The sequence below is a fragment of the Streptomyces xantholiticus genome (assembly GCF_014651015.1).
Taxonomy (GTDB): Bacteria; Actinomycetota; Actinomycetes; order Streptomycetales; family Streptomycetaceae; genus Streptomyces; species Streptomyces xantholiticus.
The window spans coordinates 1-14,931 of record NZ_BMWB01000050.1 but is presented as its reverse complement, the minus strand read 5'-3'; the positions used below and the strand labels follow the sequence as shown (position 1 = coordinate 14,931).

Genomic DNA, 14,931 nt, shown 5'->3' with positions numbered 1-14,931 from the left:
AGCAGGCACCCGCGACGGCGGAGCCGCCGCCCACGCCCGACTCCGGCACGCTCGTGCCATGGGTGCTCTCCGGCAGGACCGAAGCAGCCCTGCGGGCGCAGGCCGCCCGCCTCGCCTCCTTCCTGGCGGACACCGACACCGACGGCGACGTTGCGGCCACCGCGGCCGATGCGGCGTATTCGCTGGCCACGACCAGGGCGGCCTTCGAACACCGCGCCGTCGTGGTCGCGGACACCCCCGAGGAGCTCCGGCAGGGGCTGGCCGCCGTCGCGGACGGCTCCACGCCGCCCGGCGTGGTGACCGGCACCGCACGCGCCGGCGGCAAGACCGTCTTCGTCTTCCCCGGACAGGGGTCGCAGTGGGCGGGCATGGCCGCCGAACTGCTGGAGACCTCGCAGGTCTTCCGCGACCGGATCGACGCCTGCGAGCGCGCCCTCGCGCCGCACGTGGACTGGTCGCTGACCGCGGTGCTTCGCGGCGCATCCGATGTCGAGCAGGACCGGGTCGACGTTCTGCAGCCCGTGCTGTGGGCGATGACGGTCGCGCTGGCCGAGGTGTGGCGCTCCTTCGGCGTGACCCCCGACGCGGTCGTCGGACACTCCCAGGGCGAGGTCTCCGCGGCGGTGATCGCCGGAGCGGTCTCCCTGGAGGACGCGGCGCGCATCGTGGCGCAGCGCAGCCTCGCCGTGCGCGAACTCCAGGGCCGCGGCGGCATGGTCTCGGTGACGCTCCCGGAAGAGGAAGTACAGGTACTGGTCGGCCGGTGGGCCGGCCGCCTCGACATCGGCGCCGTGAACGGGCCCGGCACCGTCGTGGTCTCCGGCGACACCGACGCCCTGGACGAACTCCTCGCGTACTGCGGGAAGGAGGGCATCCAGGCCCGCAAGGTCGCCGTCGACTACGCCGCGCACTCGCCGCAGATCGAACGGGTCGAAACGCAGGCCGGCGAGGGGTTCGCCGGTATCGGCCCCCTCCCCGGCACCGTGCCCTTCTACTCCACGGTGACGGGCGGAAAGCTGGATGCGGGCGAGCTCGGCTCCGGCTACTGGTACCGCAACATGCGGCAGACGGTGCGGTTCCACGACGCGATCCGGTCCGCCTTGGCCGACGGGCACGACGTGTTCGTCGAAGTCAGCCCGCACCCCGTGCAACTGGCCGGTATCCAGGACGCCATCGAGGCCGCCGAGGCCGAGGCCGTGGTCGTGCCGACGCTGCGCCGCGGCGACGGCGGCCGGCACCGGCTGCTGCTGTCCCTCGCCCAGGCCCACGCGCACGGCGTCGCCATCGACTGGAACGCCGTCCTGCCCGGTGCCCGCCGCGTCGACCTCCCGACGTACGCGTTCCAGCACGAGCGGTACTGGCTGGAAGCGGGCGCGCCCGCCGGCGACGTACGGGCGGCCGGACTGGACTTTGCCGACCACCCGTTCCTGGGCGCGGCGGTGGAACTGCCCGACGCCGGCGGCCACCTGCTGACCGGGTTGCTGTCGCTGCAGGCCCAGCCCTGGCTGGCCGACCATGCGGTGCTGGGCACGGTGCTGCTGCCCGGCACGGCCTTCGTCGAACTGGCCGCCCACGCCGCGGCCGAGACCGGCTGCGACCTGGTCGAGGAGCTCACCCTGCAGGCACCGCTGTTGCTGCCCGAGCACGGCGGCGTCCAGATCCAGGTCCTCGTGGGCGCCCAGGACGACTCCGGCCGCCGCCCGCTGAGCGTGCACTCGCGCGCCGGGGAAGGCCCCTGGATCCGCAACGCCACCGGAGCCCTCGCCACCGGTGGGACCCCTTCCGGGACCGACCTGAGCAGCTGGCCCCCGGCCGACGCGCGGCCGGTGGACCTGGACGGCTTCTACGACCGGCTGGCGGACCTCGGCCTGAGCTACGGCCCGCTCTTCCGGGGGCTGCGCGCCGCCTGGCGCGGCAACGACGCGGTCTACGCCGAACTGGCCGTCCCCGACGAAGCACACGCCGACGCGGACGCGTTCGGTGTGCACCCGGCCCTGCTCGACTCCGCCCTGCACGCGCTGGGCGCGGGCGGGCTCGTACCGGCAGCCGACGGGCCCCTGCTGCCCTTCGCGTGGTCCCGCGTCACGGTCCACGGAACCGGAGCGGCCGCCCTGCGGGTACGGCTCTCGCAGGCCGGCGGCCACGCGGTACGGCTGGAGGCCGCCGACGGCACGGGTCGGCCCGTCGTCTCGGTGGAATCGCTGACGCTGCGCCCGGTGTCGGCCGACCAGCTCCGTACGAGCTCCCGGGACTCCCTGTTCACCGTGGAGTGGGCGCCGCTCGCCGCGCCGTCCGAGGCGAACGGCCCGGCCGTACGCGCCTACGACGACATCGCCTTGCTCCTCCGCGCCCCGGAGACGGAGCCCGGGGCGGAGGCGGAGGTCGACGCCGTCGTCGTGCCCTGCCCCGCCGGTTCGGGCTCCGAGGCCGAGCGGGTCCGGGAGGTCCTGGCCGAGGTGCTCGGGCTGGTGCAGGTGTGGCTGGCCGAGGACCGGGCCGCCCGCCTCGTGCTCGTGACCCGGGGCGCAGTCGCCGCCGGCGACGACCCGGCACCGGCGGATCCGGCACAGGCCGCCGTGTGGGGCCTGGTGCGGTCGGCGCAGTCCGAGAACCCGGACCGCATCGTCCTCCTCGACACCGACGAGAACACCGACCGGGACACCGACTGGCAGCAGGCCGTGGCGACGGCCGTACCCCGGCTCCTCGCCTCCGAGGAGCCGCAGGCGGCCCTGCGCGGCGGCACGCTCCTTCTGCCCCGGCTCGCCAGAGCCACCGCCGACGCCCCGCAGGGCGCCCCGGACTTCGGAACCGGAACGGTGCTCCTGACCGGCGCGTCCGGCGCCCTGGGTGGACTCGTCGCCCGGCACCTGGTCGCCGAGCACGGCGTGCGCAGCCTGCTGCTGATGAGCCGGCGCGGTGCGGACGCCGAGGGTGCGGCGGAGCTCCGGGCGGAGCTCGCCGCCTCGGGGGCCGAAGTGCACTGGGCCGCCTGCGACGTGGCCGACCGCGACGCCCTCGCCGGGGCACTCGCCGGGATGCCGGTGACGGCCGTGGTCCACACGGCCGGTGTCCTCGACGACGGCGTGATCGGTTCGCTCACCCCGGAGCGCCTGGACGCGGTGCTGCGCCCCAAGGTCGACGCCGTGCTGAACCTGCACGAGCTGACGGGCGAGGTATCGGCGTTCGTCGTCTTCTCCTCGCTCGCGGGCACGCTCGGCACCCCCGGCCAGGCGAACTACGCAGCCGCCAACGCCTTCCTGGACGCCTTCGCCGGGCGCCGCCGTGCGCAGGGACTCCCCGCGGTGTCGCTGCCGTGGGGCCTGTGGCAGCGGACCGGCACCATGACCGAGGACCTCGGCGGAGTGGACCGGACCCGGCTCGCCCGCGGCGGCGTCGTGCCGCTGTCCGATGAGGACGGCCTGGAACTCCTCGACGCCGCGCTCGCGCTGGAGGAGCCCCTAGTGGTGGCGGCACGGGTGGACATCGCCGCCCTGCGGAACGCGGCCGCCCCGGTGCCGCCGCTGCTCAGGACGCTGGTCGGCGGCCGGCCGCGGCGTACGGACCGGGCAGCCGCCGTACCGCTGGCGCAGCGGGTCGCGGACCTGCCGGAGAGCGAACGCGAAGAGGTGGTGCTGGACCTGGTCCGGTCCGAGGTCGCCGCCGTCCTCGGGCACAGCTCTGCCAAGTCGGTCCAGCCCGACCAGGCTTTCGGCGACCTGGGCTTCGACTCCCTGACCGCCGTGGAGTTCCGCAGCCGGATGAACAAGGCCACCGGGCTGCGACTGCCCGCAACGCTGGTCTTCGACCACCCGACGCCGACGGCGCTCGCTCAGAGGGTGCTGAAGGACCTCCCCGGCGGCACGGGCGGGACGGTGTCGGTGTTCGACGAGATCGACCGCCTCGCCGCCGCCCTCGACGGCGCCGGAGCGGACAGCGTCGGCAACATCACCCGAATCAAGATCAACATGCGTCTCCAGGCGCTGCTCGCCCGCTGGAACGGGAACGAGCCGGCCGATCCGGGAGGCGCCGGCGGAGCCGAGGACGAAGACGACCTCAGCTCGGCGAGCGACGAGGAGCTGTACGAGCTCCTCGACGGCGAACTCGGCATCTCCTGAACTGCGCAGGCCAAAAGGGGCGGGCAACACCGATGATGAACGAAGAAAAGCTCCGGGACTACCTCAAGCGGGCCACCACCGACCTGCGCCAGGCCCGGCGGCGCGTGCGCGAACTGGAGGCCCGGGACCAGGAGCCGATCGCCATCGTGGGCATGAGCTGCCGGTTCCCCGGCGGCATCGGCTCCCCCGAGGCGCTGTGGCGGCTGCTGGCCGAGGGCGGCGACGCGATCTCGCAGTTTCCCGAGGACCGCGGCTGGGACGTCGACTCGCTCTACGACCCCGACCCCGAGCAGCCGGGCAAGGTCTACACCCGGCAGGGCGGATTCCTCCACGACGCGGCGGACTTCGACGCGGACTTCTTCGGGATCTCACCGCGCGAGGCCCTGGCGATGGACCCTCAGCAGCGGCTGCTGCTGGAGACCGCATGGGAGGCCTTCGAGCACGCGGGCATCGACCTCGCTCCCCTCAAGGGCAGCCGCACCGGCGTCTTCGCCGGCCTGATGTACCACGACTACGGCTTCACGCCCGGCGTCCTCCCCGACGGCGTCGAAGGGCTGCTCAGCACCGGCAACTCCGGCAGCGTCGCCTCCGGGCGCATCGCCTACACCTTCGGCTTCGAGGGCCCCGCGGTCACCATCGACACCGCCTGCTCGTCCTCGCTCGTCGCCCTGCACCTCGCCGTGCAGGCACTGCGCAGCGGCGAGTGCTCCATGGCGCTCGCCGGCGGTGTGACGGTCATGGCGGGTCCGAGCGCGTTCGTCGAGTTCAGCCGCCAGCGCGGCCTCGCCTCCGACGGCCGCTGCAAGTCCTTCGCGGCGGCCGCGGACGGGGCGTCATGGTCCGAAGGCGCCGGGCTGCTGCTGGTCGAGCGCCTGCGGGACGCCCGCCGGCTCGGCCACCGGGTGCTGGCTGTCGTCCGGGGCAGCGCGGTGAACCAGGACGGCGCGTCCAACGGTCTGACCGCGCCGAACGGTCCTTCGCAGCAGCGTGTGATCCTCGAGGCGCTGGCCGACGGCGGGCTGTCCGCCGAGGAGATCGACGCCGTCGAAGCACATGGCACGGGCACGAACCTCGGCGACCCGATCGAGGCGCAGGCGCTGCTGGCGACCTACGGGCAAGACCGCGAACGGCCGCTACTGCTCGGCTCGCTGAAGTCGAACATCGGCCACACGCAGGCTGCGGCGGGTGTCGCCGGCGTGATCAAGATGGTGCTGGCGATGCAGCACGGAGTGCTGCCGCGGACGCTGCACGTCGACCGGCCGACCCCGCAGGTCGACTGGTCGGCCGGCTCGGTCGAGCTGCTGACCGAGGCGGCCGCGTGGCCGGAGTCGGACCACCCGCGTCGGGCCGGGGTCTCCTCGTTCGGGATCAGCGGCACCAACGCGCACGTCATCCTTGAGCAGGCGACCGAACGGGCGGCGGAGGAACCGGCCGACGACACGGCCGGGGGTGGAGGTGCGGCGGCCGACGAGCCGCTGCGGCCGCGGACCTCGGTGCTCCCGTGGGTGCTCTCCGGGAAGACCGGCGAGGCGCTGCGCGAGCAGGCGCAGCGGCTGCTGTCGTCCGTGGACCTCGCGGCCGCGTCGCCGGCCGACGTGGGGTTCTCGCTGGCGGCCACCCGGTCGGCACTGGAGCACCGGGCTGCGGTGGTCGGCGCCGACGAGGACGAGTTGCGCGCAGGGCTGACCGCACTCGCAGCAGGCAATCCCGCGGCGCATGTGGTGACGGGGCGCGCCGATGCCGCCCGGGGCAAGGTCGGGTTCTTGTTCTCGGGGCAGGGTTCGCAGCGCCTCGGCATGGGGCGCGAGCTGTACGAGGCGTACCCCGCGTTCACCGCGGCTTATGACGAGGTGTGTGCGCGGCTGGACGCGCCGGTCGATGTCGATGCTGAAACGCTTCACCGGACCGGGTGCACCCAGCCCGCGTTGTTCGCCGTCGAGGTGGCGCTGTTCCGGCTCCTCGAATCCTGGGGCATACGGCCGGATTACGTGGCCGGTCACTCCGTGGGCGAGATCGCGGCGGCTCATGTGGCGGGCGTGCTGTCGCTCGAGGATGCGGCGAGGTTGGTGTCGGCGCGTGCTGCGTTGATGCAGGCGCTGCCTGCGGGCGGTGCGATGGTGGCGATCCAGGGCACTGAGGACGAGGTGCTCCCGCACTTGACCGGGCAGACCGGTATCGCGGCGGTCAATGGCCCGCAGTCTGTCGTGGTCTCCGGGGCGGAGGATGCGGTCGTCGAGATCGCCGAGGTGTTCGCCGGCCAGGGTCGTAAGACGTCGCGGTTGAAGGTCAGTCACGCCTTCCACTCGCCGTTGATGGATCCGATGCTGGAGGATTTCGCCGAGGTCGTCCGCGGTCTGTCCTTCAGCGAGCCCCGGATTCCGGTGGTCTCCAACCTGACCGGCCGTCTCGCCGAGCCGTACACGCCCGAATACTGGGTCCGCCACGTCCGCGAGGCCGTCCGCTTCGCCGACGGCCTGCAGACCCTGCACGACCTGGGCGTGAGCACCTTCGTGGAGGTCGGTCCCGGCGGTGTGCTGAGTGCCCTCACCCAGGCCTGCCTCGACGACGACGTCGTCACCGTCCCCGTACTGCGCACCGACCGCCCCGAACCGCAGGCCGTCACCGCCGCGCTCGCCGAACTGCACGTGCACGGCGTCTCCCCGGACTGGCAGGCGCTCTTCCCCGGCGCTCGCCGCGTCGGCCTGCCCACCTACGCCTTCCAGCGCGAGCGCTACTGGCTCGAAGGCACGGTCGCGCCCGACGTCTCCTCGGCGGGCCTGGACTCCTCCGGTCACCCCCTGCTCGGCGCGGTGGTGGAGACCGCCGGGGGACAGGACGTGCTGTTCACCGGCCGGCTGTCCCCGGCCGACACGCCCTGGATCGCGGAACACACGGTCGGCGGGGTGCCGGTGCTCCCCGCCGCCGCGTTCGTGGAACTCGCACTGGGCGCGGGCCGGCAGGCCGGGTTCCCGCATCTGGAACAGCTCGACATGGACGTCCCGCTGGTCCTGGCAGAACAGGGCGCCGTCCGCATCCAGGTCCAGGTCGGCGCGGGCGACGACACCGACCGGCGGTCGGTGAGGGTCTTCAGCCGGGCCGCCGCCGGAGGCGCCGACGAGGCGTGGGTCTGCCACGTCACCGGAGAACTCACCCGCAGTGCTCCGGCGGCGGAGTTCGATATGGTGATCTGGCCGCCGGCGGGCGCCGAGCCGGTGGACGTCGAGAACCATCCGAGCCTGCGCGCCGCCTGGCGCGCCGGGGACGAGCTGTACGCCGAGACCGCGCTGCCTCTCGCGGAGCGGGACCGGGCGGACGGCTACCGCCTGCACCCCGTACTGCTGGACGCCGTCCTGGACACCCTGGCGCTCGACGGTGCCGGCGATCCCGGCCGGGTGCTCATGCCCTACGCCTGGAGCGGCACGTCCGTGCACGCCCCGGGAGCAGCGAACGTGCGCCTACGGATCCGGCCCGCTGCCGGCGACGCGGTGGCGATCGAACTGGCCGACACCGACGGTGCTCCTGTCGCCTCGGTGGCCTCCCTGCGGACGCGGACGGTGTCTCCGCAGCAGTTGCTTGCGTCGCGCGTCGCGCAGCAGGACTGGATGTTCGAGGTCGACTGGGTCGAGCACACCGCCCCTGCTGCTTCCGCTCCCGAGGCCGAGTGGGCGGTTCTCGGCGGCGACGGCCCCTACGCCGACATCGACGCGCTCCGTGAGGCGGTCGACGACGGTGCGGCCCCGCCCGCCCATGTGCTCCTGCCCTGCGCCCCGAGCGAGAGCGGTGCCGCCTCGGCCACACGCGAGTTGCTGGCCGGTGTGCTGTCGGCCGTCCAGAAGTGGGTCGCCGACGAGCGGTTCTCCGATGCGCGGCTCGTGGTGATGACGCGCGGAGCCGTCGACCTGGACGGAGCGGCGCCGGACCTCGCACACGTCGCGGTGGTCGGCCTGGTGAAGTCGGCCCAGTCCGAGCACCCGGACCGGCTCCTGCTCGTCGACGCGGACGACTTCGTCGCGGACGGAGGTGTCGACCCCGCGCTGGTGGCGGCGCTCGCCGCCCTCGACGAGCCGCAGGCCGCAGTGCGCGACGGCAAGCTGTTCGTACCGCGCCTCGCCCGGATCGCCCCGTCAGAGGAGCCCACCGATCACGCGTGGGACCCCGAAGGGACCGTGCTGCTCACCGGCGCGACCGGTGGCCTCGGACGGTTGTTGGCGCGGCACCTCGTGGCGGAACGCGGCGCACGGAGGCTGCTCATGGTCAGCCGCCGCGGCCCCGCCGCCGAAGGCATCGGCGAAGTCGTCGCCGCCCTTTCCGAGCTCGGCGCGCACGTCGACGTGGCCGCCTGCGACATCGCGGACCGGGACGCCCTCGCGGAGCTCCTGGCCTCGGTTCCGGCCGAGCACCCGCTCGTGGCCGTGGTGCACGCGGCGGCCGCCCTGGACGACGGCGTGATCACCGCGCTGACCCCCGAGCGCCTGGACACCGTGCTGCGGCCGAAGGCCGACGGGGCGCTGCACCTGCACGAGCTGACCAAGGACCTGGACCTCTCCGCGTTCGTGCTCTTCTCCTCCCTCGCCGGAGTCCTCGGCAGCGCGGGCGCGGCGAGCTACGCAGCGGCCAACGCCTTCCTGGACGGGCTGGCGCGGCAGCGCCGGGCCGCGGGCCTGCCCGGCTCCTCGCTGGCATGGGGCCTGTGGACGGACAACGGCGGCATGGGCGACCGGATCACCGACGCCGACCGCAACCGCATGGGCCGGGCCGGAGTCGTGCCGTTCACCTCCGCGGAGGGGCTGGCACTGTTCGACGTCGCCCTCACCGCGGACCGGCCGGTGATCGTGCCGGTCCGGCTGGACGTCGCGGGGCTGCGCTCCATGGCCCGCGCCGGCATGATGCCCGCGGTCTTCCGCGGCCTCGTCGGCGACACGGGCGGCACGGCCGAGGGGGCCGCGGCCGCCGGCACCCCCGCCCTGGCCCGCCGCCTCGCCGGGATGCCGGAGGCCGACCAGGAGAAGGTGCTGCTGGACCTGGTCCGCAACCAGGCGGCCGCCGCCCTGGGCCACGCCACTGCGGCCCGGATCGAACCCACCACGGCCTTCCGGGACATCGGCTTCGACTCCCTGACCAGCGTGGAGCTCCGCAACCGGCTCAAGGCCGCGACCGGGCTCCGGCTCAAGTCCACGCTCGTCTTCGACCACCCCAACCCGGTCGCGATCGCCCGGCTCCTGCACAAGGACCTGGTCCTCGACCTCGGCGCCGCAACCCCGCCGGTGCTCGACGAACTGGACCGGCTGGAAGCCCAGCTCGCCGCGCTCGACCTGCAGGACGCGGTACGGGACAAGGTCACCGCCCGGCTCAAGGCGCTGCTCTGGAAGTGGACCGACATCCAGCAGGACACCGCGGCCAACTCCGCCGACGCCGGCCCCGGCACCGACCGCGACTTCGACCGGATCGACGCCGCCACCGACGACGAGATGTTCGACCTCATCGACCAAGAGCTCGGGTCTCTCTGACTCTTCTCACGCACTGCTACAGAGGACGTAAAACATGTCGAACGACGACAAGCTCAGGGATTACCTCAAGCGCGTGACGGTGGACCTGCGCCACACCCGCAGGCAGCTGGGTGAGCTGGAGGCGAAGGACACCGAGCCCGTCGCCGTCGTCGGGATGGCCTGCCGTTACCCGGGCGGCGTCAGCTCGCCCGAGGACCTGTGGCACCTGGTCTCCTCGGGCGGCGACGCCGTGACCGAGTTCCCCGCCGACCGCGGCTGGGACCTGGACGCGATCTACGACCCCGACCCCGGGCGGACGGGCCGGACGTACGTGCGCGAGGGCGGCTTCCTCCACGACGCCGCCGACTTCGACCCCGCGTTCTTCGGGATCTCCCCCCGCGAGGCCCTGGTCATGGACCCCCAGCAGAGGCTGCTCCTGCAGACCTCCTGGGAGGCCTTCGAACGCGCGGGCATCGACCCCGCCACCGCACGGGGCACCCGGGCCGGAGTGTTCGTCGGCACCAACGGCCAGGACCACGCCTACCTCCAGCGGCAGGGCGACAGCGACATCGAGGCCCACCTCGTCACCGCGAACACCGCGGCCGTGGTCTCCGGCCGCATCTCGTACGCCCTCGGCCTCGAAGGCCCGGCCCTCACCGTCGACACGGCCTGCTCGTCCTCGCTGGTGGCGCTCCACCTGGCCACCCAGGCGCTGCGCCGCGGCGAGTGCTCGCTCGCCCTCGCCGGCGGCGTGACCGTGATGGCCACGCCGAACACGTTCATCGCGTTCAGCGCGCAGCGTGGCCTGTCGCCCGACGGCCGCTGCCGCGCGTTCTCCTCGACCGCCGACGGCACGGGCATGTCCGAAGGAGTCGGCGTGCTCCTGCTGGAGCGGCTGTCCGACGCCCGCCGGCTAGGCCACGACGTGCTCGCCGTCATCCGCGGCAGCGCCGTCAACCAGGACGGCGCGTCCAACGGCCTGACCGCCCCGAACGGCCCGTCGCAGGTGCGCGTGATCCAGCAGGCGCTGGAGAACGCACGGCTGACCGCCTCCCAGGTCGATGCGGTGGAGGCGCACGGCACGGCCACCACCCTCGGCGACCCGATCGAGACCGACGCGCTGCTCGCCACGTACGGCCAGGAGCACTCGGGTGACCAGCCGCTGTGGCTGGGGTCCATCAAGTCCAACATCGGGCACACGCAGGCGGCTTCCGGTGTCGCCGGTGTGATCAAGATGGTGATGGCCATCCGCAACGGCGTGCTGCCGCAGACGCTGCACGTCGACGAGCCGACCACCCAGGTCGACTGGACGGCCGGCGGCGTCAGGCTGCTGACCGAGGCCGTCCCGTGGCCCGAGTCGGACCACCCCCGCCGTGCCGCCGTCTCCTCCTTCGGCGTCAGCGGCACCAACGCCCACACGATCATCGAGCAGGCCCCTGCCCTCGACGAGGAGACCATCGAGGCCACCGCCGCGGGGGCGCTGCCGTGGGTGCTCTCGGCCAAGAGCGACGCGGCGCTGCGGGCCCAGGCCGAGCGCCTGCTCGCCTTCCTGCAGAGCGGCCCCGGCCGGTCGCCGGCCGACATCGGCTTCTCCCTCGCCACGACGCGCGCCGCCTGGGACCGGCGGGCGGCCGTCGTCGGCGAGAGCCTGGAGGAATTAACCGAAGGCCTACGGTCACTGGCGTCGGGCACCCCGTCAGCGGCCGTGTTCCGGAGTACGGGCCGCCTCGGGGACAAGACCGGGTTCCTGTTCTCCGGCCAGGGCTCGCAGCGGGCCGGTATGGGACGCGAACTCTACAACGCCTTCCCGGCCTTCGCCGCGGCCTACGACGAGGTCCGCGCCCACCTCGATGTCACGCTCGACGTCGACTCCGAGGAGCTCAACCGGACCGGTTGTACTCAGCCTGCGCTGTTCGCTGTTGAGGTGGCGTTGTTCCGGCTGCTGGAGTCGTGGGGCGTGCGGCCGGATTACGTGGCGGGTCACTCCGTGGGTGAGATCGCGGCCGCTCATGTGGCCGGTGTGCTGTCGCTTGAGGATGCGGCGAGGTTGGTGTCGGCGCGTGCTGCGTTGATGCAGGCGCTGCCTGCGGGCGGTGCGATGGTTGCCGTGCAGGCGACCGAGGACGAGGTGCTGGCGCATCTCACCGAGCAGGTGGGTATCGCGGCGGTCAACGGGCCCCAGTCCGTGGTGATTTCCGGTGCCGAGGACGCGGTCACCGCGATCGCCGAGGTGTTCACCGGCCAGGGTCGTAAGACGTCCCGGCTGAAGGTCAGTCATGCGTTCCACTCGCCGTTGATGGATCCGATGCTGGAGGATTTCGCCGAGGTCGTCCGCGGTCTGTCCTTCAGCGAGCCGCTGATTCCGGTGGTCTCGAACCTGACCGGCCGTCTGGCCGAGTCGTACACGCCGGAGTACTGGGTCCGCCACGTTCGCGAGGCGGTGCGCTTCGCCGACGGTGTGCAGACCCTGCACGACCTGGGCGTGAGCACCTTCGTCGAGATCGGCCCCGGCGGCGTCCTCAGCGCCCTGGCGCAGGGCTGCCTCGACGACGACGTCGTCACCGTGCCCGTACTGCGTGCCGACCGTCCCGAGCAGCAGGCCGTCACCGCCGCGCTCGCCGAACTGCATGTGCACGGCGTCTCCCCGGACTGGAAGGCGCTCTTCCCCGGTGCACGGAAGACCGACCTGCCCACCTACGCCTTCCAGCAGCAGCGCTACTGGCTGGATGCCCCGGAGGCCGAGGCGGCCCTCGTGGACGCGGTCGACGCCGAGTTCTGGGCGAGCGTCGAGCGCGAGGACGCCGAGTCGCTCGCCGCCACGCTGGGGCTGAGCGCCGAAGAACTGGACGTCGTGGTCCCGAAGCTGTCCGCCTGGCGTCGGCAGCGGCGCGAGCAGGCCGTCGTGGACGGCTGGCGCTACCAGCTCACCTGGCAGCCGCTGAAGGGCCTGGTCTCCGGCGACCTCTCCGGCAGCACCTGGCTGTTCGCCGCGCCCGAGGGCGACGGGTGGGCCGGGACGGTCCGCGCGGCACTCGCCGGACGCGGCGCGCGCCTGATCCCGCTGACGGTCGGCGCGGACGCCGACCGCGAGTCCCTGGCCGCCGAGTTGACCCGGGGCGCGGCCGAAGCCGGATCACTTGCCGGCATCCTGTCGCTGCTCGCGATCGACGAGAACGCCCCGCCCGAGCACCCCGCGCTCTCCCGCGGCCTCGCGCAGACCGTGGCACTGGCCCAGGCGCTCGGCGATGCGGGCATCGACGCGCCGCTGTGGTGCGCCACCCGGGGCGCGGCGGTCACCGGCCGTTCGGACGACGCACCGCCCAGCGCTGTGCAGAACCAGGTGGGGGGCTTCGGCCGCGCCCTCGCCTTGGAGCACGCCCGGCGCTGGGGTGGTCTGGTCGACCTGCCGGAGACCGTCGACGACCGGGTCGCCGGCCGTCTTGCCGCGGTGCTCGGCCAGTCGGCCGAGGACCAGGTCGCGATCCGCGCCCGTGGAGTGTTCGGCCGCAGGCTGACCCGTAGCGCCGCCCGCCGCGACGGCCGGGCCGGACACCAGTGGTCGCCGCGCGGCACCGTGCTCATCACGGGTGGTACGGGGGCGCTGGGCGGGCACGTCGCCCGCTGGCTCGCCGGTGCCGGTGCCGAGCACCTGGTGCTCACCAGCCGCCGCGGCGCCGACGCCCCCGGCGCGGCTGCCCTCAAGACCGAACTGGAAGAGCTGGGAGCACGCGTCAGCCTCGCGGCGTGCGACGTCGCCGACCGCGATGCCGTGGCGGCGCTGCTCGCCGAGCACACCTTCACCTCGGTGTTCCACGCCGCGGGCGTGGAACAGTTCGCCCCCTTCGACGAGCTGACCCCGGCCGACTTCGCCCGCACGATCGCGGCGAAGGCCGGCGGTGCCGCACACCTGGACGAACTGCTGGGCGACCGGGAGTTGGACGCCTTCGTCCTCTTCTCCTCGATCGCCGGCGTGTGGGGCAGCGGACTGCAGACCGCCTACGCGGCCGCCAACTCCTTCCTCGACGGGCTCGCCGCCCGGCGGAGGGCCGAGGGCCTGACCGCCACCGCGATCGCCTGGGGCCCCTGGGCCGACGGCGGCATGGTCACCGAGGCCGACGAGGAGCACCTGCGCCGCCGCGGCGTCATCTCCCTGCCGGCCGAGCTCGCCGTGACCGCGGTCCAGCGCGCCCTGGACTGCGACGACACCGCGGCCGTTGTGGCCGACATCGACTGGGAACGGTTCATCGGACCGTTCACCCTCGGCCGCCCCAGCGCACTGCTGTCCGAGCTGCCCGAGACGCGCCGCGCCGAGTCCGCCGCGCCGGCCGCCGACGCCGCCGCGGGCACCGCACCCCTGGCTGCCCAGCTCGCCGGACTGCCGGAGGCCAAGCGCACCGAGACCCTGATCGACCTGGTCCGCGCACACGTCGCGGCCGTCCTGGGCCACGCCTCGGCGGCAGACGTCGAGCCCGACCGGGCGTTCAAGGACCTCGGCTTCGACTCCCTGACCGCCGTCGAACTCCGCAACAAGGTCAACACGGCGACCGGCCTCGCGCTGCCGCCCACACTGGTCTTCGACTACCCCAACGCCACGGCGCTCGCCCGCTTCCTGCAGCGCGAGCTTCTCGGATCACAGGCCGCCGCGCCGCAGGATCGGCACGCGGCCGCCGCCGACGACGAGCCCATCGCCATCGTGGCGATGAGCTGCCACCTGCCGGGCGGCGTCGACTCGCCCGAGGCCCTGTGGGACCTGGTGGCGTCCGGCGGTGACGCCATCTCGGAATTCCCGTCCGACCGTGGCTGGGACGTCGGCTCGCTCTACGACCCCGATCCCGAGCGCCTCGGCAAGACGTACGCGCGCGACGGCGGTTTCCTCTACGACGCCACCGACTTCGACGCCTCCTTCTTCGGCATCAGCCCCCGCGAGGCCCTGGCGATGGACCCGCAGCAGCGGCTGCTGCTGGAGACCTCCTGGGAGGCCTTCGAGCGGGCCGGGATCACCCCCGGACAGCTGCGCGGCAGCCGGACCGGCGTCTTCGTCGGCATGGCCTACCAGGGCTATGGAGCCGACGTGCGGCGGACGCCGGAAGGCGTCGAAGGACACCGGTTGGTCGGCGGCGCGTCCAGCGTCGTCTCCGGGCGGGTGGCCTACACCTTCGGTCTCGAAGGCCCCGCCGTCACGATCGACACGGCGTGCTCGTCGTCGCTCGTCGCCCTTCACCTGGCCGTCCAGTCGTTGCGCAACGGTGAGTGCACCATGGCCCTGGCCGGCGGCGTCACCGTCATGGCCGGCCCGACGGTCTTCGTGGAGTTCAGCCGCCAGCGCGGGC

Annotated in this window: 2 protein-coding genes and 1 pseudogene; all 3 read left to right on the top strand. The window is 73.5% G+C overall.

Going from position 1 to position 14,931, the window contains the following annotated elements; translation table 11 throughout:
• The coding region (locus IE198_RS34270; RefSeq protein ID WP_189893914.1) for a type I polyketide synthase at positions 1–4,115 on the top strand (4,115 nt) is incomplete at its 5' end.
• Between the two features lie 35 nt (positions 4,116–4,150).
• Positions 4,151–9,622 (top strand): annotated as a pseudogene (locus tag IE198_RS34265) (type I polyketide synthase); the annotation flags it as partial.
• A gap of 34 nt (positions 9,623–9,656) precedes the next feature.
• On the top strand, positions 9,657–14,931 hold a 5,275-nt coding region (locus tag IE198_RS34260; protein ID WP_189893911.1), incomplete at its 3' end, for a type I polyketide synthase.